At 66.1% G+C, this 24,757-nt stretch carries 25 protein-coding genes and 1 pseudogene; 5 read left to right on the forward strand and 21 right to left on the reverse strand.

The window, feature by feature from the left end; all coding sequences use genetic code 11:
• Positions 1 to 16: 16 nt before the first annotated feature.
• From ACQY4K_RS08925 to ACQY4K_RS08955, 7 genes are all read right to left on the reverse strand, one after another.
• Positions 17 to 1,660: a sulfotransferase family 2 domain-containing protein gene (locus ACQY4K_RS08925; protein ID WP_428395322.1), complete on the reverse strand. Its 1,644-nt coding sequence runs from the start codon at positions 1,658 to 1,660 to the stop codon at positions 17 to 19.
• Between the two features lie 7 nt (positions 1,661 to 1,667).
• Complete coding sequence (locus tag ACQY4K_RS08930; RefSeq protein ID WP_428395323.1) at positions 1,668 to 2,972, reverse strand: glycosyltransferase family 4 protein; 1,305 nt, start codon at positions 2,970 to 2,972, stop codon at positions 1,668 to 1,670.
• Positions 2,969 to 4,690 carry a hypothetical protein gene (locus tag ACQY4K_RS08935; RefSeq protein ID WP_428395325.1) on the reverse strand — a complete coding sequence of 574 codons (1,722 nt, stop codon included), beginning with the start codon at positions 4,688 to 4,690 and terminating at the stop codon, positions 2,969 to 2,971. Before ACQY4K_RS08935 ends, ACQY4K_RS08930 begins: the two co-directional genes overlap by 4 nt.
• 39 nt (positions 4,691 to 4,729) lie before the next feature.
• A complete protein-coding gene (locus tag ACQY4K_RS08940; RefSeq protein ID WP_428395327.1) occupies positions 4,730 to 5,188 on the reverse strand; it encodes a hypothetical protein in 459 nt (152 codons plus the stop codon).
• A gap of 584 nt (positions 5,189 to 5,772) precedes the next feature.
• A complete protein-coding gene (locus tag ACQY4K_RS08945) occupies positions 5,773 to 7,473 on the reverse strand; it encodes a glycosyl hydrolase family 28-related protein (protein WP_428395329.1) in 1,701 nt (566 codons plus the stop codon).
• A 28-nt stretch (positions 7,474 to 7,501) separates the two neighbouring features.
• The gene (locus tag ACQY4K_RS08950; protein WP_428395331.1) at positions 7,502 to 7,732 is read right to left on the reverse strand and encodes a hypothetical protein; all 231 of its coding nucleotides are present in this window, start codon (positions 7,730 to 7,732) and stop codon (positions 7,502 to 7,504) included.
• 82 nt (positions 7,733 to 7,814) lie between these two features.
• Positions 7,815 to 8,435 (reverse strand): 2-hydroxychromene-2-carboxylate isomerase, encoded by a 621-nt coding sequence (locus ACQY4K_RS08955; protein ID WP_428395333.1) that lies wholly within the window; start codon positions 8,433 to 8,435, stop codon positions 7,815 to 7,817.
• Positions 8,436 to 8,529: 94 nt separating this feature from the next.
• Between ACQY4K_RS08955 and ACQY4K_RS08960 the strand changes: the two genes are divergently transcribed.
• Entirely contained in the window at positions 8,530 to 9,288 is a 759-nt protein-coding gene (locus ACQY4K_RS08960; protein ID WP_428395334.1) for an SDR family NAD(P)-dependent oxidoreductase, read from the forward strand.
• 53 nt (positions 9,289 to 9,341) lie between these two features.
• Here the strand turns inward: ACQY4K_RS08960 and ACQY4K_RS08965 are convergent, their stop codons facing one another.
• From ACQY4K_RS08965 to ACQY4K_RS09015, 11 genes are all read right to left on the reverse strand, one after another.
• Positions 9,342 to 9,716, reverse strand: a complete 375-nt coding sequence (locus ACQY4K_RS08965) for a hypothetical protein (RefSeq protein ID WP_428395336.1) — start codon at positions 9,714 to 9,716, stop codon at positions 9,342 to 9,344.
• On the reverse strand, positions 9,713 to 10,492 hold the full coding sequence (locus tag ACQY4K_RS08970; RefSeq protein ID WP_428395338.1) for a VOC family protein: 780 nt from the start codon (positions 10,490 to 10,492) through the stop codon (positions 9,713 to 9,715). The genes ACQY4K_RS08965 and ACQY4K_RS08970 overlap by 4 nt, the downstream gene beginning before the upstream one ends.
• A 268-nt stretch (positions 10,493 to 10,760) precedes the next feature.
• Positions 10,761 to 11,078 (reverse strand): CcdB family protein, encoded by a 318-nt coding sequence (locus ACQY4K_RS08975; RefSeq protein WP_428395340.1) that lies wholly within the window; start codon positions 11,076 to 11,078, stop codon positions 10,761 to 10,763.
• A 3-nt stretch (positions 11,079 to 11,081) separates the two neighbouring features.
• A complete protein-coding gene (locus ACQY4K_RS08980) occupies positions 11,082 to 11,327 on the reverse strand; it encodes a type II toxin-antitoxin system CcdA family antitoxin (protein ID WP_428395342.1) in 246 nt (81 codons plus the stop codon).
• A gap of 54 nt (positions 11,328 to 11,381) precedes the next feature.
• On the reverse strand, positions 11,382 to 12,005 hold the full coding sequence (ureG, locus tag ACQY4K_RS08985; protein ID WP_428395344.1) for an urease accessory protein UreG: 624 nt from the start codon (positions 12,003 to 12,005) through the stop codon (positions 11,382 to 11,384).
• Positions 12,002 to 12,643, reverse strand: coding sequence for an urease accessory protein UreF (locus ACQY4K_RS08990; protein ID WP_428395346.1), 642 nt, complete (start codon positions 12,641 to 12,643; stop codon positions 12,002 to 12,004). The genes ureG and ACQY4K_RS08990 overlap by 4 nt, the downstream gene beginning before the upstream one ends.
• Positions 12,624 to 13,064 carry an urease accessory protein UreE gene (locus ACQY4K_RS08995; RefSeq protein ID WP_428395348.1) on the reverse strand — a complete coding sequence of 147 codons (441 nt, stop codon included), beginning with the start codon at positions 13,062 to 13,064 and terminating at the stop codon, positions 12,624 to 12,626. Before ACQY4K_RS08995 ends, ACQY4K_RS08990 begins: the two co-directional genes overlap by 20 nt.
• Entirely contained in the window at positions 13,064 to 14,770 is a 1,707-nt protein-coding gene (ureC, locus tag ACQY4K_RS09000) for an urease subunit alpha (protein WP_428395350.1), read from the reverse strand. The genes ACQY4K_RS08995 and ureC overlap by 1 nt, the downstream gene beginning before the upstream one ends.
• Positions 14,770 to 15,093, reverse strand: a complete 324-nt coding sequence (locus ACQY4K_RS09005) for an urease subunit beta (protein WP_428395352.1) — start codon at positions 15,091 to 15,093, stop codon at positions 14,770 to 14,772. The genes ureC and ACQY4K_RS09005 overlap by 1 nt, the downstream gene beginning before the upstream one ends.
• The gene (locus ACQY4K_RS09010) at positions 15,077 to 15,379 is read right to left on the reverse strand and encodes an urease subunit gamma (RefSeq protein WP_428395354.1); all 303 of its coding nucleotides are present in this window, start codon (positions 15,377 to 15,379) and stop codon (positions 15,077 to 15,079) included. The genes ACQY4K_RS09005 and ACQY4K_RS09010 overlap by 17 nt, the downstream gene beginning before the upstream one ends.
• Positions 15,380 to 15,389: 10 nt before the next feature.
• Positions 15,390 to 16,217 carry an urease accessory protein UreD gene (locus ACQY4K_RS09015; protein WP_428395356.1) on the reverse strand — a complete coding sequence of 276 codons (828 nt, stop codon included), beginning with the start codon at positions 16,215 to 16,217 and terminating at the stop codon, positions 15,390 to 15,392.
• 66 nt (positions 16,218 to 16,283) lie between these two features.
• Here ACQY4K_RS09015 and nagA point away from each other — a divergent pair, with 66 nt between their 5' ends.
• Positions 16,284 to 17,474 (forward strand): N-acetylglucosamine-6-phosphate deacetylase, encoded by a 1,191-nt coding sequence (nagA, locus tag ACQY4K_RS09020; protein ID WP_428395358.1) that lies wholly within the window; start codon positions 16,284 to 16,286, stop codon positions 17,472 to 17,474.
• A gap of 8 nt (positions 17,475 to 17,482) precedes the next feature.
• On the opposite strand, the pseudogene ACQY4K_RS09025 reads toward nagA, so the two are convergent.
• Positions 17,483 to 17,680 (reverse strand): annotated as a pseudogene (locus ACQY4K_RS09025) (IS1 family transposase); the annotation flags it as partial.
• A 182-nt stretch (positions 17,681 to 17,862) separates the two neighbouring features.
• Here ACQY4K_RS09025 and ACQY4K_RS09030 point away from each other — a divergent pair.
• Together ACQY4K_RS09030 and ACQY4K_RS09035 are read left to right on the forward strand one after the other, a co-directional pair.
• Positions 17,863 to 18,123: a type II toxin-antitoxin system RelB/DinJ family antitoxin gene (locus ACQY4K_RS09030; RefSeq protein WP_428395359.1), complete on the forward strand. Its 261-nt coding sequence runs from the start codon at positions 17,863 to 17,865 to the stop codon at positions 18,121 to 18,123.
• Complete coding sequence (locus ACQY4K_RS09035; protein WP_428395361.1) at positions 18,110 to 18,391, forward strand: type II toxin-antitoxin system YafQ family toxin; 282 nt, start codon at positions 18,110 to 18,112, stop codon at positions 18,389 to 18,391. The genes ACQY4K_RS09030 and ACQY4K_RS09035 overlap by 14 nt, the downstream gene beginning before the upstream one ends.
• 39 nt (positions 18,392 to 18,430) lie before the next feature.
• Here ACQY4K_RS09035 and ACQY4K_RS09040 read toward each other — a convergent pair whose 3' ends face one another.
• Both ACQY4K_RS09040 and ACQY4K_RS09045 read right to left on the reverse strand, forming a co-directional pair.
• Positions 18,431 to 20,608 (reverse strand): TonB-dependent receptor domain-containing protein, encoded by a 2,178-nt coding sequence (locus tag ACQY4K_RS09040; RefSeq protein ID WP_428395363.1) that lies wholly within the window; start codon positions 20,606 to 20,608, stop codon positions 18,431 to 18,433.
• Between the two features lie 94 nt (positions 20,609 to 20,702).
• The gene (locus ACQY4K_RS09045; protein ID WP_428395365.1) at positions 20,703 to 23,435 is read right to left on the reverse strand and encodes a bifunctional YncE family protein/alkaline phosphatase family protein; all 2,733 of its coding nucleotides are present in this window, start codon (positions 23,433 to 23,435) and stop codon (positions 20,703 to 20,705) included.
• Positions 23,436 to 23,448: 13 nt separating this feature from the next.
• Between ACQY4K_RS09045 and ACQY4K_RS09050 the strand changes: the two genes are divergently transcribed.
• A complete protein-coding gene (locus tag ACQY4K_RS09050) occupies positions 23,449 to 24,741 on the forward strand; it encodes a carbohydrate porin (RefSeq protein ID WP_428395367.1) in 1,293 nt (430 codons plus the stop codon).
• Positions 24,742 to 24,757 lie beyond the last annotated feature (16 nt).

Consider the following 24,757-nt stretch of genomic DNA (forward strand, 5'->3'; position numbering starts at 1 on the left):
CGGTGCCTCTCCCGGCTCAGGCCATCCGCAGCGCTTGCTGGTACAATTCCATATCCATATAGACCCAGTCCTGGATGGCGCGGCGGGTGGCGACGGAAATGTCTCGCACCTGCGGGCGCTCCTCGGTCACGTTGACTTTCTGGATGTCGAGCACGATGCCGTAGGCGGCTTTGATCGTGGCGGCAAACCGTGTCATGTCCTCCTGAATCCCCACCGCCTTGAAGCCGTCCAGGTTGCGCAAGGCCATGTTGAAAATTGCGTCGTTGGTCAGGCCATCAAGGCGCATCTGGCGACGATGCACAAGGCTGCTGCCGTAGGCAAGCTGGAAAGTCGCTCGGTTTTCGAACTCCTCGATCAGCCAGGGCTGGTCACGGATCTGGACGAACTCCTCGATCGGGAAGCGCGCGGCAAGTTCGGTGTTCAGGCTGCGCTCGACGCCGGTATTGTAGAGCTGGCGCCAGAAATAATAGACCGACATGTAGCGGTCCACCGGATGCCGGAGGACAGTGACGATATCGCCGCCAAGGCGGCTCGCGGTGTGGTAGCCGAAATGGCCGCTATAGAAGTCGTACGAGGCGGGATCGATGGCGTTGAATTCGCTCTCGTCCCAATGCGAGAAGCTGCGCAGAGCGCCGTTGGATTGCTGCTCGAAGGCGGCGCGCAACGCCGTCCCGGCTGTCTTGGGGATATGGAGGTGGACGAGGCGCGGCGTCTCGACGTTCATTAGGGGGCTTGATCCTGTCCCGGATAGTGGCCGCTCTATGTGGCGTATTGAATTGAGGGCACGCAGCGATTGTTCCTGAGTGTGACTCAACGCGGATACGAAGACCTGCTTCTGGTCAGGATCGAATCGGCCCTGGTGCTTGTCGAAGATGCGTTGTGCAAGGGCAGGATGACGGGCGATCGCGCGCATGGCCAGTTCGACCGTGCGTATCGACGATGCGCGCCGTGCTTCGTTGGCAAGGTCCCACACGGCATCGCTCTTTCCGCTCGCGCAAAGGCGCAGCATTTCGGCGCCGAGCGTTGCTGTGGCGAAGGCGCGCACACTCTCATGGCCGCAGGCGAACATCGGGATCTGGACGATCTCCGGCGCCGCGGCAGCAAGCAAGGCGGCATGGCCCTGGTCGGCGGAAAGCGCCGGGTCGACAAAGACAAAGCTGAATTGCGGAACATGCTCGCGCCGGATTTCGATGCCCGTATGCAGCGCCGGATCGACGGGACATTGCGGTGAGAACGCGACCGCCGTCCCTGCCCCGGCAAGCCGGCCCCAGCGCAACGCCCCATGGCCGCCCATGCCGCTGCCATAGGCGACAACCGTCTCGAACACCGCGGCGAACGTCGCGGCCAGCTTGCACGCCTTTTCCATTGAGGGACTACAGAACCAGTTGCGCGACTTGGCGATGAAGCCGATCGCGGCGAAGCCCGGCGCGTCGGCGAGTTCCTGCCCCCAGAAGGTGCGTCCGTCGGCCAGCGAGCCAGTCTCGTTGAACATGCCGAGGGAACCGAAGGTGATGAGAAGAAAGCTGCTTGGACCCGGCTTGCGGACGACCTGGAAGTCCTCGCAATCGAACAGCACCCCACGGGTAGCGGGCTCGATGGACGAGAGGGCACGCTCATGCGGCAAGTCGGAGATCGGCTCTTGGGTGGGGAGATCCAGCATGGCGGTGCTACGGGACGGCCGCATAGGCTGACGCGGAGTCGGCCGGTTCGTGCTCCATGTAAACGCTGGTGAATTCCTCAACCATGGTCTCCCGACGGGGCGGCTCGGGCAGGGCGTCGTGCAGGCGTTGCCAGAGGCCGGGTTCCTCGCAGGCGCGGCGTATGGCGCCGGCGAGTGAGCGCGGATCGCCGACCTCAAAATGCAGACCGTCGATGTCGTGGCGTATGCGCTCCTTGGGGCCGCCGACGTTCGAGCAGAGGATCGGCTTGCCGAACATCCAGGCCTCGGAAATCACCAGGCCGAAGATCTCCCACCAGGTCGAGGGGACGATGCACCAGTCGATCCGCGCCATGCGGCCAGCGAGCTGGTCCACCTGGTAGGAGCCGTTCATGGTGACGATCTGCTCGTCTGGCGGCAGGGCCGCTTCGGCTTCGAGGAAGGCCTCGATCTTGCGGCGACGCGGCTCGGTCGCATAGCGCAGGTTGTCGCCGTTGATCTCGACGACGAAGTCGGTGAAGCCCTCGTTGCGCAGCAGGGTGACCGCGTCGATGATGACGTGCACGCCCTTGTTGTCGACCAGTTGGCCGAAGAAGGCGAAGCGGTTGCGTCGGCGGGTGGGATCGGCCGGCTGGTCGTGGCCGGCGCCATAATTGTGCTGGCCGTTGGAGATGTGGCGGATCTTCGCGGGGTCGATGCCCCAGTCCGTGTAGTGCTCGATCATGAAGCGGCTCGGCGTGGTGAAGGCGTCGACTACCTCGAAATGCTTCTTGAACCACAGCTCGCGCATGAAGAACTGCTCCGGCGTGCGCTCGGGGATGCATTGATGGCAGCGCACCGAGGAGGCCTGTCGGCACAGCGACTTGTCGGTGGTGCGCAGCATCTGCCCGTCGGCGGCACAGATCGCCATGAATTCGTGGAAGGTGAAGACGATCCGCGCGTCGGGCAGCGTCCGTCTCGTCACCGTCAGCAGGTCGATGCCGTAAGTGAAGAAATGATGGAAATGCACCACGTCCGGCCGGATCAGCTCGAGGAACTCGATGAAGCTCTCGACCAGCAGCGGGTTGATCGTCTTGTGCCACCAGTAGTCGTAGTCGCGCGACAGGAACAGGAACTCGTTCGGGCGGCCGTCGAAGCCGGTGATGCGCGCACCGCTCTTGAACAGGCCGGGGAAGTTGGAATCCACCGAGGCGAGCAGCACCGGCTTTATGCCGGGCTGCTGCTTGAGCCCCTGGAACAGCTCGTAGGCGATCTGCTGGGCGCCGCCGCGTATCAGCTCGGGATGGAACAGGCTGACGACCAGGACCGTCTTCACTGTGCGGCCTCGCTGACCGGCTGGTCATGCCGGCGTCGGCGGCCGGGGCGGGAGGCGTGCGCGTTGGGGTGGGCGTTGAGGGCGGCGTATTCGTCCAGCACCGCGCGCACGTTGACGGGGCCAAGCGTGTAGTTCGCCTCGATCCGGTCGGCCCAGGTGTGGGAGAACAGCCAGCGATTGACCAGGGAGCCGCCCTCATGCACGGGCAGGCGCGACGAGCCCTTGCCTTCGAGGTGCCACAGCCGGATGTCCTGCAGCCAGGGGCTGACCCCCTGCTCGGTGCTCTTCAGGCAGAGATCGGCGTCCTCGTAATGGCCGAACACGTAGTCCTCGGTGAAGCCGCCGAGCCGCTCGAACCAGCCGCGGTCGACAGAGATGAAGGCGCCGGTGACGGCGGCCACCGGGCGCGGACGGGTGAACACCGCATCGTCCGCGGGCGCACCCTTGCCGTAATGCTCGACCCGAACAAGGCGCTTGGACGTGATCGAACCGGCCCGGGTCAGCAGCGGCCGGTCGATGTCGAAATACATGCCACCATGCATCAGCGAGCCGTCGTCGTAGTAGAGCGGTGCGCCGAACAGCTTCGTCTGTGCGTCGGCTGCGTGTTCGACGAGCTCGGTATGGCGGACCGCCCAGAGCGGGTCGTGCGGGAACACGTCGGGGTTGAGGATCAGGATGCGGCTGCTGCGCGCATAGCGGACCGCGACGTTGTTGGCGGCGCCGAACCCGGCATTGCCGGCGAGCAGCACGCAGGTCTGGTCGATGCCGTAGATTCGGCTGGCGATCCGCGCCTCGGCGAGCAGCCGGTCGATGATGTCGGGCGAGTTGCTGACATAGATGAACTCGTAATCCTGCATGCCCTGGCAGCGATGGAACAGGGCCGCCTGGACGAACAGGAACTCGGGCTTGCCGTAGAGGCAGACGACGATCGAGGCCTTCGGCGTGCGTCCGCTGACATGGAAGCGCTCGACATGCGCGCGGCTGACGATCGAGGCGGACACGCCCTTGTTGAAGTCGACGATCTGGCGGCCGAGGCCGCGCTCGATGGTGGCAATGGCGCCGACATGCGGATTGCCGAAATGATGCGAGCCGTGCAGGTAGCCCAGCACGATGTTACGCAGGTCCTCGTCGTTGTTGGCAATCGGGGTAACGGTGTGCTGGCTGCGTGTCTCGCCGGCGAACACCACGTTGACGATGCAGGGTCCGGAGGGGATCTGTCGTTCGCTCGCGATGAACGACCAGAAGCCGTAGGGGTGCGGCACGCCGCTCTTGAGCGCCTCCTCGACGTCGTGCCGGCGCACGCGCGCGAGCAGCTCGGAGCCAATCCAGAACGACCAGCCCGGGCCCCGGATATGCACACGCTCGATCGGGTTGTTCGCGTCGGCCGACCAGCCGTTGAGGAACAGCCCGTGCGTCGACATCATGACGACTTCAAGATGGACCTCGGGAATCGTCTGTTCGGCGGGCTTATCGGTGGTCTCGACGAACAGGAACTGGTTCTGCCGTGCCGCCGTCGGCGCCTCGAACACCCGGCCCTCACGCCTGCCGAATTCGAGGTAATGCTGATAGCCGGAGAAGAACTTGCCCTGCTGGACGGCGAGCGCGATGTCGGGATTGTAGCGAAGGTAGGTCTGCTCGTCGAACTGGTTGGCGTCGGCGGCGTTGCCGGCGTCGATGGTCTTGGCAATGTCCTGGAACAGGATCTTCAGATCATCCATCGCGATGGTCCTTGTGCGCCCGCGCCTGGCCTACACGTGTCAGGCGTATTGGGGCTCGCCATATTCCAGGGAGAAGCCGGCATACGGGTCACGCCCCTCGCGGAAGCCTGCGGTCTCGAAATGCATCTGCGCGCTCTCGAATTCGGTGCGTTGGACGGCGGCGGAGACGTCCGGGTATTGATGCAGATACCAGCCCTCGTCGACGGTGATCTGGTAGGGCATGCGGTGCTCGTAGTAGCCGTCGGCGATGTAGTGATCGCGCGCGGTGTCGACCTTGCCGTCCTCGACCGCCTTCATGATGTCCGGATATTTCCAGAAGTACCAACCCTCGTCGAAACGAATGCGCGAGACATGGGCGCCGAGCAACTGCACGAGGAAGTATTTGTCTATGGCGACAAGGTTTGTCCGCTCGGACGGGATCAGGATCCGCCGGCTGATCAGGGACCCGAACGGCGTGACCGGCAAGGCTCTATCGGGAGAGGATCGCATCTCGTTCATACTATATTTGTCCCCTTGTTCAATAGCAGAGCGGATCGTTCGCGCCCAATACAAAGAATGAGATTATTGTTGCTTTCTGATTGGATTTTTACAAGATGTTAACGATACCTGGAAACGGAAAGCTGGAGGCTTCTATCACGACAACGTGACCGCAGGGAATGCCTTAATCCTCTGTCGAGCACGGGCACTACCGATTTCCGGGCATGCGGTTGCGAGGCGGCGCGATCGCCTGTAGAACCCACTTGGTGGTCCGCGTAGCTCAGGCGGATAGAGCACAGGATTCCTTGTCACAAACTGGGCGTCGCGACGGGAAACCGCGCGGCGGATCCGCTCAAAGTCGGGGAAAGCTTGACGCCCACACGCGCCATGCCGATCCCGAGCCAAGCCGGCGCCGTCATGAGGGAGCACCCTGACGGGATCGGAAGGTGTAGAGACTGGACGGGCGGCGCCTAAGGGCTCCACAGCCTAGGGTGAAGGGACAGTCCAGACCACGAACGCCGACCGGTCAGTCCCGGCGGCGGCGGCGAAAGCCGAAGTGGGATGAATCCTGGGGCCGTGGGTTCGAATCCCGCCGCGGACACCAGTTACCAGCGGGTCCAGATCCTGTTGGTCGCATCATAGATGAAGGTCAGCGGCGTTGCCGGCGAGATTGTCCCGGGCGCGCCGATCACGGCAATCCCCTGACCGCGCGGCTGCAGCGTGAAGCGGCTCACCGTGCATTCCGATGCGAGGTGGACGCGTTGGCCCTGGGTCGGGTGCGGCGGCAGGCGCCAGGTGAACGTGCTGAGCCGGCCCGCGCAATTGAGGATCGCACCCCCATCCGCCGTTGCCGGCGCCTCATTCGTGCCGCCCTCGGCGAGGGGGGCGCTGGTGGGGATTGGGGTCGGAGGGGCCGGGAGCAGGCGCTGGCCCACCTCGTTGTCGGCGAACACCGGATGGGTGGCGCCGATGCCGTCGTCTCGTATCGGCGTCGGGACGCCTGCCGCGATAATATTGCCGCTGACCAGGACCTGGCTGCCGCCGGCGCTGATCCCGACATCGCCGTAGTCAATCGAGTTGCCTGCTATGACCGAGCCCTGCGTGTCGGCGGCGGCATGGTGGAGCACCTCGATCCCGGTGCCGGTGTAGCCCGGCGCGATCTGACTCAGCGTGCAGGCGCGGCAGAGCGGGATCAGCACGTTGCCGCTGACCATCGCGTCATCCGTGGTGCGCAGCCGGATACCGAAATAGTTGGCCGCGAGCGCACCCGTAGGGCCGGGGCCGCCATTGAGGATTTCGTTGTCGGTCAGGAACACCTGCTTGACGAAGTTCGTGCTGACCCCCGCATAGAGGCCGTCGAGCGAGCTGTCGGACAGGAAGAAGGACGCCGAGGCATCCTCCGACGGCGCTTGCCAGCGCACCGAATAGGCGTTCTGCAGCTCCATCAGACGGTCGGCATAGACGCCCTGGATGTTGTGGCCAATGAGGTCCAGCCCATCATAGGCGCCCTGCTGGAACACGCGGCTCAGCCAGATCTGCTGGGTGAAGGTGGATCTGGGCCCTCCTGTGCTCTCGATCCGTATGCCGGCGGAGGTGTTGGAGGCGAAAGGCGAGCGGCTGCCATACTGCGAGCCGGTGACGTGGCTGATATGGACGTAGGGGACATTGACGATGTCGATGCCGACATTCCACGCCTGGCCTTGGGCACTGCTGCCGCCCTGGCCCGGTGTGAGCGAATGCCACGCGACATCGCGGATGGTCTGGTCCGGGCCGCCCGAGGCGAGCGCGTGCGTCGGCACCGGCTGTCGGAGCAGGAGTGCCATGCCGGTGTAGACATTCCCCGGCGCGTTGTTGACCAGCGAGAGCCGCTCGATGTCGACGGCCGCACCAGGCCCGGACGGCGAGGCGCCGGAGGGGTTGCGCGACGCGCTGGCGACCTGTTGCTGCGGATATTCGAAATCCAGGCCGCCGTCCGCCACGTTCCATTGCAGCTCGGTGCAGCTCTGGGTCTGGCCGTGCAGGCCGATCGCCGTATTGGCGGCCAGGTGGATGGTCAGTCTCGCGGTCAGGATGTATTTGCCGCACGGGATTTCGATCAGGGCGCCCTGATTGCGCGCGGCCGACCCGCCCTGCGCGGCCGCGATGGCGGCGCGGAAGGCGAGGGTATCGTCGGTGACGCCGTCGCCATTGGCGCCGTAGGCCGTAACGTCGATCGCGCGGCCTGGACCCTGCGCCGCACCGGCTGTGGCACCCAGGCATATGGTCGCGACGGCAGCGCGGAGGGCTTGGTGCGTCAGCCCCGCCATTACGCGGGGCCGCGGGCACCCAGGTGGATTACCGGTAGCGCCAATGACGATGGTGGTACCGGTCGAAGTACGGTTCGCGACGATGATAGTAGCGGCCATGCCAGTAATAGTGCGGCCCGACCCAGCCCCGGGGCGGCGGGGGCGGTGGCGGCCCACGATGCCGGAAGGGCTGCGCGTCCGCGGCCGAGACGGAGCCGAGCATGGCCGCAACGGCCGCGGCCAGGAGCAGAGGCTTGGTGAAGGAAAAGCGACGTCTCATCCGATGTTCTCCTGTTCGGGCTGCTCGCACTCTCACATCCATTCGCGGCCGCAATGGGGCAGCCCCTGTAAGCTTTGGTATCTTATGTCACGGCCGTCGCCGCGGCGCGTTCGATTTCTTCCTCGACATCGCGCAACCGATCCTTGCCGAAGAAGAGTTCGTCGCCGACGAGGAACGACGGACTGCCGAACGCTCCGCGGGCGAACGCGGCCTGGGTATTGTCGAGCAGTCGCTGCTTGACCTCGGGCGATTGCGCCAGCGCCAGGATGCGCTCGACCGGCAGGCCGGCTTCGTTCAGGGATCGGGCGACGATGTCGGGCTGGCCCATGTCCAGCCCGCGCGTCCAGATGTCGTCATAGACGCGGTCGATATAGGTCTCCGACACATCTGCCTCGTTTGCGGCGATCGCGCCGCGCATCAGCTGCAGGGTGTTGATCGGGAAGTGCGGATTGAACCGGAAATCGTCGATATGGTGGCGCTCGATGAAGCGCCGCATCTCGATGCGCGCGTAATCCAGCTTGTTCTTGATGCCGGCAAAGGCGGTCACTGGTGACTGGTTGCCGCTCAGCTTGAACAGGCCGCCGAGCAGGATGGGAACATAGGCGAATTCGGCCCCCGTCCGCCGCTCGATCGCCGGGATCACGCGATGGCTGAGAAAGGCGTTGGGGCTGCCGAAGTCGAAGTAGAAGGTTACGTTCGTCACCGACGCCCTCTCCATGGCGAGCCCGCGCGACTTGCCGCGGCTTGGGATTGCTCCTGGCATAGGGCCGGGCTCGGTGGCAAGCGGGAGAGCAGACATGGTGGACGATCGGACAGCAGGGCGGCACAAGACGGCGGCGATCATCGGCGCGGGCGACTTCATCGGAGCGGCGATCGCCAGACGCTTCGCGGCCGAGGGCTATACGGTTTTCATCGGCCGGCGACACGGCGAGAAGCTTGAGCCGCTGCGTCGGGAGATCGAGGCGGCGGGAGGCCGCGTCGTTGCGTCGTCGCTCGATGCCCGCGACGAGGCGCAGGTGGTGGCCTTTGTCGAGGCGGCGGAAGCCCACGCCCCGCTTGAGGTCTGCGTGTTCAATGTCGGCGCCAATGTAGCGTTTCCGCTGGTCGAGACGACCTCGCGGGTGTTTCGCAAGGTGTGGGAGATGGCCTGCTTTGCCGGCTTCCTGGCGGGTCGCGAAGCAGCTAGGCACATGCTGCCACGCGGGCACGGATCGATTTTCTTCACCGGCGCCACCGCAGGCCTGCGCGGCGGCATCGGCTATGCGGCGTTCGCCTCCGCCAAGTTCGGGCTGCGCGCGGTTGCGCAGTCGGCTGCACGCGAACTCGGCCCGCGGGGCATCCATGTCGCGCACCTGGTCATCGATGCCGGCGTCGATACCAGCTGGGTGCGCGAACGTCTGCGCGAGCGTGGCGGCGACGAGGCGATCGATGCGATCCAGCCCGGACAGTTGATGCGCCCACAGGCCGTCGCCGACGCCTATTGGGCGCTGCACCAGCAGCCAGTCGACGCCTGGACCTTCGAGCAGGAAATCCGCCCGTTCCGGGAGAGCTGGTAGGCCGGAAAGTGTTGGCCGAAGTCGATGGCGCCAGACTCACTGCCAATGCCCGCTCAGTGCCCGTGCCCGCCGTGATCACCGCCGCCATGACCACCACCTCCGTGATCACCACCTCCTCTGGCGCCATGAAAGCTCCCGCCTCGTCTGAACCCATGATCGCCGCCGTGGAAATCCCTGCCGCCGCCATGGAATCCACGGCCGGGCAATCTCGGAATGCCCCGGCCATCACGATAACCGCCGCGATACGGCCCTACGCCATAGCCGCCACCCCAGCCGCGGAAGTCGCCCCCGCCATAGGCGTCGCCCGGGTAATAGCCGCCGACGCCGTCGCCGCCATAGAAGCCGCCGGCGACGCAGCCGCCCAGAGACACCGACAGCGCGCCCAGGAGCAGCGCGGTCGCTGACAGGCGCATGAGCGAATGGCTCATTTCGCGTCTCCCGCGGCTGTATCCCCGGGGCCCGCATCGTCTGGCAACGCAAGCAGGCCGAATATCGCCCCAGCCGGATCGGCAACCAGCGCAATCGTTCCGCCATTTCGATCCTGGTGCGGCGGAACCACTACATGCGCGCCCAGGGTGGTCGCGTGGCCGACCATCGCTGCGATGTCCAGGACCCGCACATAGCTGATCCAACGGGGATGCAATGCGGGATGTTTGGTCGGGATCGGATTGACGCTCGCCCGCGCGTAGGTCTGCGACGCCAGGATCACATGCTTCGCTTCTTGCGGATCCGGCAGATCGAATACATCGTAGCCAAACACCGCCTTGTAGAACGCCGCGTCTGTTTCCGGGTCATGCGTGATGAGTGAGCTCCAGATCCATGCACCGGGTGCGGCCAGTGTATCGGCCGGATCGCCGCTGCTCGATGTCAGCATGCCAAAGACGGCGCCCTGCGGATCGGTCAGCAGCGCATCGCGCCCCAGATTGGCGATCTCGTGCGGCCCCAGCAGCATTGACGCTCCATGCTGGACAGCCACCTGGGCGCTTTTCTCGACATCCTCTGTTGACAGGAACGACCGCCAGGCTGGCCGCTCACCGTGCCTGATGGGTTTTTGCACAATCGCCGCGACCACACGTCCATTGATGGATGCCTCGCCGAACAAATGTCGTCTGACGTAGGCGTTCTGGAACTGCCACCCGAACAGGTCGGTATAGAACCGCTCCGCGGCGACCAGATCGGGTGTGACCAGCGCCGCGAACACCATCTTTCCCGCAAGCCGGGACGGGCTTGCCGGCGAGACCAGTGTCGGCAGACCGGCCGAGGCCGCTTGCGCCGGCATTATGCTTACGGCACTCGCCGCGGCGAGCCCCATTGCGAACATCAAGCCCAACACCCGCGACCGCCGCCATCTCTCGCGTGGCCTTGACCTGGAGCGCTCTTGCATCGGCCAACTCCCATCCGGCGACTCGGAAGCCGGCCGCACACACAGTGACGTTGCAGCTATCGCGCGGTTGCCTGCTTCTGATCGCCCGTCAGGCTTGGCTGATGAACGCGTCCAGGGCGCGGATGAGTTTCGCCCGAGACTCCTCGTCGGCAAGGGAGACGACCAAGCGGCCCAGCCGATCGGCTGGCAGCGTCGCCAGGTTGAAGACGTCCAGGATCACCTCTGCGCCGTCGATGGTGAAGCGCGGCGCGAGATGATGCTCCGCGACGCGCGCCGCCTCGCTGCGGACCAGTGGTGCCACGAAGCGCGTGCCTGCGCGATCAAAGCGGGCATTCTGAAGCACCACGACGAACGGAATGACCTCCCGCTGCCGCCCCGGGTTCCGGAAGACGTCGAACTGGGCCACGGATCAGAGCAACGAGAACTCGTCGCTAAGCAGGCCGTGCTCACCGTGGAACAGGCTGAAGCCGTCGATCACCTGGTCGAGGACCGCATCCTCGTCGCGACGGCGGGCACGCTCACGGTCCACGAAGTCGCCCAGGAGGTCCTCGAGCGTGCCGCTGAGATTGCGTGTGTAGAGGCGCGCCTGACGGACCAGATCGTCGTTCAGGCTCACATTGATGGCACGTTTTGAGGCGAGACGATCATATCCCATGGGAAACCTATGCGCATGGCATGCGCATGAATATGCATGTGAAGGGCGCCCAAATCAAGGTCCAAGACCGCCGACACGCTCGATGAAGGCGGCGATGCTGCCCACCCCCTCGCCGGCACGCACGTTGGCGAAGACGAACGGCCGTTCGCCGCGCATGGTTCTTGAATCACGGTCCATGACGTCGAGGCTGGCGCCGACATGCGGGGCGAGGTCGGTCTTGTTGATCACCAGCAGGTCCGAGCGGGTGATGCCGGGGCCGCCCTTGCGCGGGATCTTGTCGCCGGCGGAGACGTCGATGACGTAGATCGTCAGGTCCGCCAGTTCCGGGCTGAAGGTGGCGGCCAGGTTGTCGCCGCCGCTTTCGATCAGCACCAGGTCGAGATCGGGGAAGCGCCGGCTCAGTTCGGCGATGCCGGCGAGGTTGATGCTGGCATCCTCGCGGATCGCGGTATGCGGGCAGCCGCCGGTCTCGATGCCGAGGATGCGTTCGGGGGCAAGGGCGCCGGCGCGGGTGAGGAAGTCCGCGTCCTCGCGGGTGTAGATGTCGTTGGTGAGGGCGGCGAGCCGGTAGCGGTCGCGAAAGGCGCGGCACAGCGCGTCCATCAGCGCGGTCTTGCCGCTGCCGACCGGGCCGCCGATGCCGACGCGCAGCGGACCGTTGGGGTTTTGGGGTGTCATGTGCGGAACAGCCTCGTTGCTTGCGTCTCGTGGCGCATGGCGGCAATGTCCGAGCGCAGGCACATGCCGCCGACATCGTCCAGGGTGGCGTCGCGGCTGGCCCGCGCCGCTTGCGCGAGTACCGGCTCAAGTGCGGCGAGGGCGCGCAGGCCGTCGGTCTGTCCGAGCGGCACCAGGCGTACCGCGGCGGAGACCATCGCGGCCGCGCTCGCATGCAGCGCCGCGAGACAGCCGGCATCCTCGTCGATGCCTTCGCGTCGCAAGGCATGGCCGAGGGCGACGCTGAGCGGCCAGGCGGCCGGCGCGTCGGGCTGCCAGACCGCGACCGCGCGGCCGAACGCGGCCCCTTGAGCGCGCATCTCCTCGGCGCGCTCGCGCGAGGCGGCGCAGGCGTAGGCGAAGTCGGCGAGGGCCGGGTGGTCGTCGGCGCGACAGGCGTGACGCAGCAGGATGGCATCGGTCCACAGGCTGCCATGCGCGATGAGATCGGACAGCCACGCCACCAGGGACGCGCGATCGGTCACGTCGCCGGCCTCGATCGCCCATTCGAGCCCGTGGCTGTAGGCAAAACCGCCGGTCGGGAAGGCCGGCGACAGCCAGGTCAGCAGCCGGATCAGGCTAGTGCCCGTGGGGTTCATAGGCGCCGGTCTCGGGGTCGAAGGGAGCCATGACCGGGCGCGCTTCGCCGCCCAGACCGCGCACCATATCGGCGATGACATGATCCTCGCGGATCAGTAGACGATCGGCGGCAAGTGCGGTGGGCAGATGCCGGTTGCCGAGATGCCAGGCGAGCCGCAGCAGGGCCGCCGGGGTGGGAGCGGTGATTTCAAGCAGGCGCTCGGCCACGGCCGCGATCCGCACCAGCCCGCCATCGTCGCAGGCGATCGCGTCGCCGTCGCGCAGATGCCTGGTGTGCGGCAGATCGAGCAGCAGCTCGCGGCCGCTTGCGGTGCGCAGCAAGGTTCGCCGGCGATGGCGCTGGTCGTAGTCGGCGTCGAGCTGGTCGGTCTCTTGCGACGGGTCCCAGCGGCCCGCGGCGAGGATCTCGGTCCCGCGCATCAGAACAGGAAGTAGCGCTGCGCCATCGGCAGCACGGTGGCGGGCTCGCAGGTCAGCAGCACCCCGTCGGCACGCACTTCGTAGGTCTCCGGATCGACCTCGATCGTCGGCGTTGCGTCGTTGTGGATCATGCTGCGTTTGCCGATGCCGCCACGGGTGTCGGCGACCGCGACCAGACGACGACGCAGCCCGAGCCTTGTGCCGATCTCGTCCTCGAGGGCCGCACCCGAGACGAAGGTGACGCAGGTCTCGGCCAATGCCCCGCCGAGTGCACCGAACATGCCGCGCGCATGCACCGGCTGCGGCGTCGGGATCGAGGCGTTTGGGTCGCCCATCATGGCGTGCGCAATCGCGCCCCCCTTGATCACCAGGTCGGGCTTGACCCCAAAGAAGGCCGGGCTCCAGAGCACCAGATCGGCGAGCTTGCCGGCCTCGATCGAGCCGACCTCGCGGGCGATGCCATGCGCGATTGCCGGGTTGATGGTGTATTTGGCGACGTAGCGCCTGGCCCGCGCATTGTCGGCCGCACCGTCGCCGGGTAAGGCCCCGCGCTGGCTCTTCATCTTGTGCGCGGTCTGCCAGGTGCGGATGATCACCTCGCCGACCCGGCCCATTGCCTGGCTGTCCGACGAGATCATCGAGAGCACGCCCATATCGTGGAAGATGTCCTCGGCGGCGATGGTTTCGCGACGGATGCGGCTTTCGGCGAAGGCGATGTCCTCCGGCACCCGCTTGTCGAGGTGATGGCACACCATGAGCATGTCGAGATGCTCGTCGATCGTGTTCACCGTGTAGGGGCGGGTCGGATTGGTCGAGGACGGCAGCACGTTGGGCAAGCCCGCCACCTTGATGATGTCGGGCGCGTGGCCGCCGCCGGCGCCCTCGGTATGGAAGGCATGGATGGTCCGTCCCGCGAAGGCGGCAATGGTGTCCTCGACGAAGCCGCTTTCGTTGAGCGTGTCGGTATGGATCATCACCTGCACGTCGAGGCGGTCGGCCACCGACAGGCAGCAATCGATTGCCGCCGGCGTGGTGCCCCAATCCTCGTGCAGCTTCAGGCAGCAGGCGCCGGCGCGCACCATCTCGATCAGCGCTTCCGGCCGCGAGGCGTTGCCCTTGCCGGCAAAGGCGAGGTTGACCGGCAGTCCCTCGGCGGCCTGCAGCATGCGCGCGAGATGCCACGGTCCGGGGGTGCAGGTGGTGGCCGAGGTACCGGTGGCAGGTCCAGTGCCGCCGCCGATCATTGTCGTGATGCCTGAGGCGATCGCCTCCTCGACCTGCTGGGGGCAGATGAAATGGATGTGGCTGTCAATGCCGCCGGCGGTGAGGATTTTGCCCTCGCCCGCGATGATTTCCGTGCCGGGCCCGATGATGATGTCCACGCCGGGCTGGATATCCGGATTGCCGGCCTTGCCGATGCAAGCGATGCGGCCGGCGCAGATGCCGATATCGGCCTTGACGATCCCCCAATGGTCCAGGATCAGCGCATTGGTGATGACGGTGTCGACCGCGCCCCCGTTCTGCGCGCGCTGCGACTGCCCCATGCCGTCGCGGATGGTCTTGCCGCCGCCGAACTTGACTTCCTCGCCGTAGGTTGTGAGGTCGCGCTCGACCTCGATCAGCAGGCCGGTATCGGCGAGACGCACGCGGTCGCCGGTGGTCGGCCCATACATGTCGGCATAGGCCGCGCGGCTGATCCGCACCATCAGTCCAGCGCTCCCATCACCACGCCGCGAAACCCCGCAACGACCCGCGCGCCGCGCAAGGCGACCAGGGTGACCCGCCTGGTCTGCCCGGGCTCGAAGCGCAACGCCCCGCCGGAGGGCACGTCGAGGCGCATGCCACGCGCCTGGACGCGGTCGAACTGCAGCGCCGGATTGGTCTCGGCGAAATGATAATGGCTGCCGACCTGAATCGGCCGGTCGCCGGTATTGACGACATCCAGTTCGAGCGTGGCGAGCCCCGCGTTCAGTTCGATTTCACCCGGCAAGGTGATCACCTCGCCGGGAACTTCAACGGATGGGCTCATGCACCGTGACCAGCTTGGTGCCGTCAGGGAACGTCGCCTCGACCTGCACGTCATGGATCATTTCGGCGACGCCTTCCATCACCTGCGCGCGAGTCAGCACCAAGCCGCCGCCCTCCATCAGGTCGGCCACGGACAGTCCGTCGCGCGCGCCCTCGACGACGTAATCCGCGATCAGCGCCACCGCCTCGGGATGGTTCAGCCGCACCCCGCGCTCCAGCCTGCGGCGCGCCACCTGGGCCGCCATCGCGATCAGCAGCTTGTCCTTTTCGCGCGGTGTGAGGTTCATGACGCAGCATTCAATAACGCCACACCGAAGGCAAGGCTTCGCCGCCGCGCAGTATCGACAGCACCGCCGCAATGCGCGCGCGATGCGCGGCGGGGTCGCGCGACACCATGACGATCCGCAGCATGCCGTTCCACGAAGAGGCTCCGGCATCGGCGCCGGCGAGGGCGTCGCGGACCGGATCGAGCAGCGCTTCGGCGTATGGTGCAACCAGCACGATCGCGGCCGTGGCCCCTGCTCCGGCCGCCACAGCGGCGCGCGACAATGCTGTCTCCGCGTCGCCATGGAGTTCAAACCCGTCGACCAGGACCGGCACGCCGCCACGCCGGATCAGCAGCCGGTCTGATAAATCGAGCCGCCACAGCCGCTCGCCGCTGCCGGCGCGGCCGAACACCCGGCTTTCGATGCAAAGCAGGCTGGCGTCGTCGGCCATCTCCACCGTGAGCCGGCGACGCAGACTGGCGCCGTCAAACATGATCGTCTCCTGCGGCAGCCATTCCAGATGCGCGCCCGGACCCAAAGTCGCATGCGCCTCGATGTCCGCCGCCGCTTCGCCGTCGCGCGCGCGGTAGCAACGCTCGGCGGCCTGGCTGGTCAGCAGCAGATGCGTCCCGGCGGCGCAGACAATTGCGGTCTCAAGCCGATCCCCGGCCGCTATTCCCCCTGAACAATTGATGCTGGCGGCCTGCAACGCCGCACCCGGTTCGATACGCGGAAATAACAGTTTGAGACAGCCCTGCTGGCGCAGCCGCGCGACATGGGTGCGACCGCCCCGCTCGCCGACCTCCAACCTGAGCAGGCCTGAGGCGCGCTGCAAATGTTCCGGCGAAGAGGCAAGCATCGCGGCCGAAATTGCCCGTCGCGTCGGCGCTGGTCAAACGCGCCCTGCGAGCGCAGAACCATGATCATGGATGAGGCACCCCGGCGCCAACTGCTCACTGGCGCGCGACTCTTCACCGGCGAGCAGATCCTCGACGACCATGCGCTGCTGATCGAGGGCGGCCGCATCCTCGATATTGTGCCGGCCGGAAACTTGCCGGGCGGCGTGCGGCTGCACGAGCGGCATTTGCTCGCACCCGGTCTGATCGACGTGCAGGTCAATGGCGGCGGCGGGGTGCTGTTCAACGACACGCCGACCCTGGAGGGCGCGTTGGCGATCGCGGCGGCACACCGCAAGCTGGGAACCACGTCGCTGCTGCCCACCGTAATCACCGACACGCCCGAGATCATGGCCGCCGCCGCGGAGGCCGCGGCCCACGCGGCGGCGATCCCCGGCAGCGGCGTGCGCGGCATCCATCTGGAGGGTCCGTTCTTCAATCCCAAGCGCGCCGGCGTGCATCCGCGCCATTTATTCCGCACCCCCGACGCGCGCGACCTCGACGCTCTATGCGCCCTGGCCGCCCGCTTTGCGCCTTTCGGCCGGGTGGTGCTGACCCTGGCGCCGGAGCAGGTGCCGCCTGAGGCGATCACCCGCCTGGCCGAGGCCGGGGTGCGCGTCAGCGGCGGCCATTCAGCGGCGAGCCTGGAGTGCACCGACGCCGCCCTGCGCGCCGGCATGACCGGCTTCACACATCTGTTCAACGCCATGCCGCCGCTGGTCAGCCGCGCGCCCGGCATCGCGCTTGCCGCCCTCACCGACTCGGCCTCCTATTGCGGGATCATCGCTGATGGCATCCACGTACACCCGGCAATGCTGCGGCTGGCGCTCGCGACCAAACCCACCGACCGCATCATGCTGGTCAGCGACGCGATGCCTTGCGCCGGCACCGACCTTGCCGAATTTGTTGTACAGGGAAGACGCATCCTGAGGCAGGACGGCCGACTGCAAACCGAGGACGGCGTGCTCGCCGGCGCGGATCTCGATCTCGAGCAGGCCGTGCGTCAGGCGGTGGCGCTGCTGGGCGTCTCCACGCAAGTGGCGCTGCGCATGGCCTCACTCATCCCGGCTCGCTTTCTCGGCCTTGACGACCGGCTGGGCCGGCTGGCCCCCGGGTTCGAGGCCGACATCGTTCTGCTCGACGAGCGTCTGCATGTGCGGGGAAGCTGGGTGGCTGGCCAGCCTACGCCGGCACACTTAAGAACAGGCCGAGATTGTTAAGCGGGCTAGATTAACATCGCGTAATCCACATCGCTGCCGAACGCGCCCTCTACGGCGTGCAGATATGCCTTATGGCAGTTGGTGGTGAACTGCACTTGACTGGCGAGGCGGAGGGCTACGTCGTCCATAGACACGTGCGCGTAAACACCATCACGTCCACCCACGAGGTAGGAGACGATCAGCTTCGGGGCAGCGTCGGGCGCGGTTCACGTCCAGACCCCGGCAAAACCCCCTTCGGAGCGGCGTTGGCGCCGGCTGAGATACCACCAGCAGGCTCATCGCCTCCATGCCGAGGCGACCGACTGATCAGGCGGGGACGGGCACCGCTCCATGCCCTCTTGTTTAACACGTCCCGTGCATTACATTGTCATTCGTAAGGAGACCGAACATGGTTGCGAATGCCCTGGTACAGGCCCGCGTGGACGAAACGGTGAAAGAGGAAGCAGCAACCGTGCTCGCGACCATGGGCCTCACCTTATCCGATGCCGTGCGTCTGCTACTGACCCGCGTTGCCCGGGAGAAGGCCCTGCCCTTCGAGCCGCTGATCCCGAACGAGACGACAATCGCCGCCATGCGGGAGGCGCGGGCCGGCAAGCTCGAAATGGTGACGCTGGACTCACTGCGCGCCGAGATGCATGCGGACGATTAAGCGCACCAGCCAGTTCAAACGCGATTTGAAACGTGAAGCCAAAGGAGCCCATCGCGCCGTCCTGGAATCCGATTTCCTGTCGATCATCACCGCTCTGGCGAACGATGCCGCGCTTGCACCGCGACATCGCGATCATGCCCTGACAGGCGACTGGCAAGATCACCGTGATTGCCACATTCGGCCGGACTTGGTGCTGGTCTATCGAAAGCCCGACGTCGAGACCTTGGAACTTGTGCGCCTTGGCTCCCACTCCGAACTCGGCCTGTGATCGGCCTACACATGCGGGAAAGCTGGGTGGCCGGTCGACCTACAACGTCGCTGAGACGCTGAAGAATAGCCCGCGCCCCGGGTTGACCCAGTAGAGCGGCGCGCCGTCGCCGGCGGCACTGCCCGCATAGCCGATCAGGCTGAGATTGTTGAGCAGATTGGTTGCCTGCATGCCGAGATCGATGCGGCGGTCGTGCAGCACAGGGAAGGCGTAGTGCACGGCCAGATCGAGTGTCGCGTAGGATTTAATTGAGTATTTATCGATGAATTTGGTATCGACGCCGTATTGCGGGCCGACATCCTTGTCGAGCAGGGAGAAATCGACGCAGTCGCCATTCACGACGACCGCGCTGCGATCGAACAGTACGCCGGCAACCCCGGTGCGACGCGGCGCTTGGGCCACCGTGGCGCCGTTCTGGTAATTGGCGTCGTTGAGCGAGCCGTTGGCATAGAGGGCCAGGCCATGGCCGAGCTGCGCCGTCGCCTCGATCTCGATACCTTTGAAATGCGCGCTGCCCTGGTTGGTGTAGAGCGTGTTGGTGCCGATCGTGGTGCTGGCAATATAGTTCTGGTAGCGGATGTAATAGAGGTCCGCGTCGGCCGCGAGCCAGCCGCGCTGATAGACCGTTCCGACCTGGTAGTTGTCGGTGGTCGGGGGCTGAACGGCATTGACGATCGGCGCGTAGAACACGTTCAACGGCGGCGTCAGGTAGCCCTTTGCCGCCTGCGCATAGACCGACAGCCCTTTTTCGATGAGGTAGTGCGCGTCAAGCGATGGCAGCGCCTTGTTGTAGGTGGCGTGGTCGTCCGCCGGCCCCTTGATGGTCCGCACCAGCGGACCGGTGAGAGTGCGTGTGACGGAGCTGTACTTGATGCCGGCGGTCACGGTCAGGTTCGGCAGCGGCTGGGTGGTGAATTCGATATAGGGCTGCGCCGTCGTGAGACGGTCGAAATAGTGATACTGGAAGGCCGACGCATTCGGCTTTGTCGTGGTGGTCACGGCGCCGCGGGTCAGGACGATGCTCGATTTATACAGCGTGTTGTCCTCGCTCTCGAACCAGGCGCCGGCGCGCGCCTGCCCGAACGGCGTCGCTTGCGAAAGCCGCAGGATGTTGCCCCAGGCGCGATAGTCGTTTTGTGCCGCGTTGCCGGGAACATCGTTGTTGAGCGTGGTTTGGACGTTGTTCAGGTAATATGTCCTGGTTGCGGTCGTGGTCAGGTTTGGCGTGGTCAGGTTCGGCGTGGTCAGGTTCGGCGTGGTCAGCGAGGTGTCGGTGGTCTGTAACTGGCGATGATAGAAAGCGGTCGTGTAAGGCTGGTCGGAGACGCTCAGCCCATGGCCAAAATCATGGGTCAGCTTGAGATATTCGAAATCGGTCGTGTAGGCGTCCTTGTTGTAGGGACCATAGCCTTGCGACCCTGGATCGTTGTTGAGGGAATAGTTGCGGCCGAACGCGGCCATCTCGGCAAGCGAGGTGCCGTAGGGGGTGTCGGTAATGGCGTTGTCGAGGTTGACCACGCCGACCAGCGTAGTGTCCGCGCCGAAGGGTTGGACGTATTTGGCAAAGAGGTTGCGTCGTTCGTCGGACGTGCCGCTCAGGGCGCCGCGGCTCTCGTTGCGCTGGATGTCGATCAGGAATTTACCGCCGCCGTATAATGTTCCGGTCTCGGCCTGCAGGCCATACATCTTGGTGCCGAAGCTGCCAAAGGTGGCATACGGGTTGACTTCCGGCCGGCTGGAGAGCGCGCGCGAGCTGAGTTCGACGTCGCCGCCGAAGGTCGCCGAGCCCACCGTGGACGCGGGCCCTGGTCCGCGGTTGACGACGATTTGGGCAAGGTCGTGTGCGACGAAGTAGGCCGCCGGTTGTGGTGCCAGGTTGCTCGGCGAGCCGGGTATCTGCACCCCGTCGAACAGCACGCTGAACTGGGTGTATTGCAGCCCGCGTATGCTCTGGCCGAAATCCTGCTGCAGGCCGGGACCGTTCGGGTCGATGTCCATCGCACTCGGCGTGATGCGGAGGATGTCGTCATAGTTCGAGGTCGCCGGCACGTTCTCCTGGATGAAGTGCTCATTGATCACCGAGGTGGGCTGGATTTGGCCAAGCGACGCCTGCGCGGGTGCCTGATCGGCAGCGTCGCCTGGAAACCGCTGGCCATTGACGTTGATGGTTTCGATCGGGCCGGAGGGTTGCGCCCGCGCCGGCAGTGCGGCGGCCACGAACGCCGTCGCGAGCAGGGAGCGAAGTGGGCGAGAACATCCCTGCATGGCGATCCTGACGAGAAGCTGACAGCAGCTTCTAGGACGCGGCAGGTCAGGGTGGTGTGATGTTCCTGTGACGCACCGGATAGGGGCGACCGCCGAACAGCCCGTGCCAGACCACCTGGTTGAACCGCACCGCCGGCACCCGGTCCTCGTGGCTCCAGTCGTAGCCAAGGGTGTGCGCCGTCCACCAGGCGGCATCATGGGTGCTGCGTAGGATCGGACCCGCCTGCGCCCGCTTGGGCAGCGGCAATGTGGTGGCATAGAGCGCCTGCGACGGTGCCGCACTGTAGGTCCAGCGCGTTTGGGTCAGGTCGAAGATTTCGGTCATCGGCGGCTGTAGCGCGTCGTTAAGGTTCAGGTGGCCGATGCCGAGGATGTCCTCGATGGTGCGCAGCATGTTCACCGTGCTGTAGCGCGTCGAGACCACCGCGCCATGGCGGACATAGGGGCCGATCACATAGGCGGTGGAGCGGTGCGCATCGACATGGTCCGGACCGTCCTGGGCGTCGTCCTCGATGACAAAGATCAACGTGTTGTCGCGGAATTTGCTGTGGGCCACCCGATCCGCGACCAGGCCGACGGCGTAGTCGTTGTCGGCCTGTTGCAGCTCCGGCGTGTTCACGCCGTGGGTGGCGGCACTGAAGCTGCCCATATGGTCGTGCATCAGCCGCAGCAAAGTGAGCGAGGGCAGCTTGCCGCTCGCCTCAAAGCCCGCGAACTCGCGCGCCCATTCATGCTCGCGAAACACATCGGGGAAGCGGTTGTCGAAGCCGCGGAAATACGGGTCGCTGAGTGCCATCAGCGCTGGGTTGACTGAATAGCCCACGACAATGCGGCTCCCATATGGATCGTCGAGCAGCGGGATCGCCTGGTTCTGCCTGCCGAAATCCCGCTCGGTCGGGAAATACCGGTCGAGATCGTAGAAGAAGCCGTAATTGCGCACGCTCAGGCCGGCCTTCAGCGCCGAGTCCCAAAGGGTGCCGTGCTGGATGTGCGCCGGCCCGCTGGTGTCGTCCGGACTGTCGGGCGCGTCGTCGCTGCGTATGCCTGGGAGCAGGTCGGGATCGTTCGGATAGTCGGGATCGGCGGCCCGTCGCGCGGCCAGGGTGGGGATGCCGACATCGACGCCGCGCACCTGGCCTTCGGCGTCGTAGGGCGCGTGCGTCGGACGGCGGGAATATTCGAGCGGAATGGTCTTGACGTTGAAGTCGGTCTCCCGCGCGGACGTGCTCCAGGGCCAGCCGTTGCCGCTGACCGCGCCGCTATCATAGAAATTGTCGAGATCGACGAAGTCCGTCGCCAGCCGGTGGAAGTTCGGCGTGATCGCACGGCCGAACTCCACGAGGGCCGGATCGCCGCGGCCGTGGCCGAGGTCACCCAGGATCTGGTCGTAGGTGCGGTTCTCCTTGACGATATAGATGATGTGCCGGATCCGCTCATGCAGGGCCGCCATCACCGCCGCGTCGTGCGGGTCGGGCTTGCGCGAGAAGCCGTCATTGGCGGCGACCTGGGCGGTCAGCCTGGCGAGGGTGACGGCATTTGGCAGCGGTTCGGCGAGGAAGCCCGCATGTTCGAGTTGCAGGACATACTGGCCGGCCGGTTTGTGCGGGCGGTAGGCAGGGTTCGGGCCGGGTCGGCTCTTGGCGTTGAGCGCGTAGATCCAGCCGTCCACGACCGCCAGCGCGTCCGGATACCAGCCGGTCGGCAGCAGCCCCTCGACGACCGGCGCGCGCAGGTGCCGGATATCGACGACGGCCATCGCGTTCTCGCCGCCATTACTTACATAGAGCGTCTTCTCGTCGGCGGACAGCGCCAGCGCGTTCGGGCTGGCACCGCGATAGCGCGGGCCGGGCGGCAGCAGGTGCGAGGGTGCTGCCACGTCGATACGGGCGCTGCGTCGGTTGGTCGCGGTATCGATTACCTGGACGCTGTCGTCGTTGTCGGCGGCGACGAACAGCCTGGTTGCCGCACGGTTGAGGATCATCTTGTTGGGGGTGCCGGCAACCGGAATACGGGTGACGAGCCTGGGGATCGCCGCGCTGACGTCCAGCACATCGATCTCGCGGTCGCGCTGGCTGGAGACATAGGCGGTGCTGTTGCCGCGTATCGCCACCCAGAACGGGGTCTCGCCGCCTGCGACGCCGGTGCGCGCCGGGGTCTCCTTGCCCGGACGCAAATCGAGTTCACCGGTGACGACACCGCGCGCGAGATCGATCCGCGAGACGCTGTCATTATAGATGTCGGCGACGACCAGGATGTGGCCGTCGCGGCTGACCGCCAGGCCGGCGGTGCTCGGCCCCTGATGGTTGCCCACGCCAGTGCCGTGGCCGAGCGGAATTGGCGGCCCGTCCGAGGCCCAGCCGGTTGCCGTGCGGGTGTAGCGGAGCACGCTGTCGCCGCCGCCGGTGCCGACATAGAAGCTGTTGCCGTCCGGCGCGAAGCTGATGCCGGCATAGGCGGTGGGAATGCGCAGCACCTGGCGCTGAACGGGCGCATGCGCCGCGATGTCATAGACCAGCACCGCCTCGCCGCTGGCCCGGTCGCGGAACATGTTATAGCCGCTGGTCAGCACCAGCAGCGTGCGCTTGTCGGGACTGACCGCAAGGCTGATCGCGCCGCCTCGATGCAAGCTCGCGAAGACCGCCCCGGGTGCTGCCGTCGGCGTGATGGCCTGGCCGGACGAGAGCAGGATCGGGCTGGCGCGCACAGCCGGATCGGGCAAAACAAGCCCGACTGCAGCAAGGGCGGCGATGCCGGCGCACCCGATTCGACTTCTCCGCACTGCGCGTCTCCGCTTGGCCAGCGCCACGATAGCAGCGTCGCGCGCCATCGTCCTGCTGGCCGCGATGGTCCCCGCCCGCGCAGTCGCGCAAACCGCCGCACCGACCGAGCGCAGCGGGCCGTTGCCCGGTCCGACCGCGGCGCCGAAGCAGCGAAATGTCACGCCGGCGGGACTATGGGAGCGGCCGGATCTGCTCGGGGATTTCGGCGGCGCCCGCTCGGCACTTGCGGCGCGCGGCCTGTCATTCGGTTTGATCGAGACCAGCGAGGTACTCGGCAACCCCACCGGCGGCATCCGCCAGGGCGCGGTCTATGAGGGGCTGACCGAGGCCAGCCTCGGGCTCGATCTTGACCGGCTGATCGGGCTGCCTGGCGGCGTCATCAACGCCAGCGCCTTTCAGATCCATGGTCGTGGACTGTCGACCAACAATATCGGCAACCTCAACAACGTCAGCAGCATCGAGGCGACCCGCGCGACCAAGCTTTTCGAGTTGTGGTACGACCAGTCGTTCGGCGGCACGGTTGATCTCAAGCTCGGGCAGCTCGCCGCCGATCAGGAGTTCCTGATTAGCGAGTATAGCGGCGCGCTGATGAACTCCACGTCGTTCGGCTGGCCGGAGCTGCCCTCCGCCGACGTGCCGTCCGGCGGCCCGATCTATCCTCTGGCGACACCGGGGATACGGGCGCGATGGTTGATCAACCCGGCGTGGACCGTCCTCGCCGGCGTTTATAACGGCAATCCGGCAGGACCGGGGACCGGCGATCCGCAGCGGCGCGATGCGTCGGGAACCCTGTTCCGGGTGGGCGACGGCGTGTTTGCCATCGCCGAGGCGCAGTTCACCGTCGCCGGCGGCACCACCAAGGCCGGCATCTGGTATGGGTCGCGCGGCACCGCGAGCCCCTATGTCATGGTCGACCAGCTCGTCTATCGGGTTCCCGGCACACTCGATCAGGGTGTGGGGGTGTTTGCCCGAGTCATGGCCGTCCCTGGGGCCGCCCCCAGTAAACCCAACCCGGTCAGCGCCTTCCTCGATGCCGGAGTGACATTCAAGGGCCTGCTGCCCGGACGCGGCAGCGACACGGCGGCGCTTGGCGTCTCCGCCACCCGGGTCAGCCCGACCGTCGGGCACCGCGATGAGGGCATCGTCGAGCTGACCTACCAGTATCAGGCCGCACCCTGGTGGCTGATCCAGCCTGACCTGCAGTATGTCATCAATCCCGGTGGCGGCGTGCCCGATCCGCAACGACCGGCGCGGCGAATCGCGGACGCCCCCGTCATCGGCCTGCGCACGGTGCTGACCTTCTGACCTGGGGCCGTACTGT

It is taken from the genome of Lichenicoccus sp., assembly GCF_965276875.1.
In the GTDB taxonomy this organism is placed as follows: Bacteria; Pseudomonadota; Alphaproteobacteria; order Acetobacterales; family Acetobacteraceae; genus Lichenicoccus.

What these genes read in the sequence shown, in the direction of transcription:
- ACQY4K_RS08945 (WP_428395329.1), bottom strand. Translation starts at nt 7,473, where the DNA reads ATGGCGGGGCTGACGCACCAAGCCCTCCGCGCTGCCGTCGCGACCATA.
- ACQY4K_RS08950 (WP_428395331.1), bottom strand. Translation starts at nt 7,732, where the DNA reads ATGAGACGTCGCTTTTCCTTCACCAAGCCTCTGCTCCTGGCCGCGGCC.
- ACQY4K_RS08960 (WP_428395334.1), top strand. Translation starts at nt 8,530, where the DNA reads ATGGTGGACGATCGGACAGCAGGGCGGCACAAGACGGCGGCGATCATC.
- ACQY4K_RS08925 (WP_428395322.1), bottom strand. Translation starts at nt 1,660, where the DNA reads ATGCTGGATCTCCCCACCCAAGAGCCGATCTCCGACTTGCCGCATGAG.
- ureC (WP_428395350.1), bottom strand. Translation starts at nt 14,770, where the DNA reads ATGGTGCGGATCAGCCGCGCGGCCTATGCCGACATGTATGGGCCGACC.
- ACQY4K_RS09005 (WP_428395352.1), bottom strand. Translation starts at nt 15,093, where the DNA reads ATGAGCCCATCCGTTGAAGTTCCCGGCGAGGTGATCACCTTGCCGGGT.
- ACQY4K_RS09015 (WP_428395356.1), bottom strand. Translation starts at nt 16,217, where the DNA reads ATGCTTGCCTCTTCGCCGGAACATTTGCAGCGCGCCTCAGGCCTGCTC.
- ACQY4K_RS08970 (WP_428395338.1), bottom strand. Translation starts at nt 10,492, where the DNA reads ATGGTGTTCGCGGCGCTGGTCACACCCGATCTGGTCGCCGCGGAGCGG.
- ACQY4K_RS08995 (WP_428395348.1), bottom strand. Translation starts at nt 13,064, where the DNA reads ATGCGCGGGACCGAGATCCTCGCCGCGGGCCGCTGGGACCCGTCGCAA.
- ACQY4K_RS09030 (WP_428395359.1), top strand. Translation starts at nt 17,863, where the DNA reads ATGGTTGCGAATGCCCTGGTACAGGCCCGCGTGGACGAAACGGTGAAA.
- ureG (WP_428395344.1), bottom strand. Translation starts at nt 12,005, where the DNA reads ATGACACCCCAAAACCCCAACGGTCCGCTGCGCGTCGGCATCGGCGGC.
- ACQY4K_RS08990 (WP_428395346.1), bottom strand. Translation starts at nt 12,643, where the DNA reads ATGAACCCCACGGGCACTAGCCTGATCCGGCTGCTGACCTGGCTGTCG.
- ACQY4K_RS08980 (WP_428395342.1), bottom strand. Translation starts at nt 11,327, where the DNA reads ATGGGATATGATCGTCTCGCCTCAAAACGTGCCATCAATGTGAGCCTG.
- ACQY4K_RS09010 (WP_428395354.1), bottom strand. Translation starts at nt 15,379, where the DNA reads ATGAACCTCACACCGCGCGAAAAGGACAAGCTGCTGATCGCGATGGCG.
- ACQY4K_RS08965 (WP_428395336.1), bottom strand. Translation starts at nt 9,716, where the DNA reads ATGAGCCATTCGCTCATGCGCCTGTCAGCGACCGCGCTGCTCCTGGGC.
- ACQY4K_RS08940 (WP_428395327.1), bottom strand. Translation starts at nt 5,188, where the DNA reads ATGAACGAGATGCGATCCTCTCCCGATAGAGCCTTGCCGGTCACGCCG.
- ACQY4K_RS09035 (WP_428395361.1), top strand. Translation starts at nt 18,110, where the DNA reads ATGCGGACGATTAAGCGCACCAGCCAGTTCAAACGCGATTTGAAACGT.
- ACQY4K_RS08935 (WP_428395325.1), bottom strand. Translation starts at nt 4,690, where the DNA reads ATGGATGATCTGAAGATCCTGTTCCAGGACATTGCCAAGACCATCGAC.
- nagA (WP_428395358.1), top strand. Translation starts at nt 16,284, where the DNA reads ATGGATGAGGCACCCCGGCGCCAACTGCTCACTGGCGCGCGACTCTTC.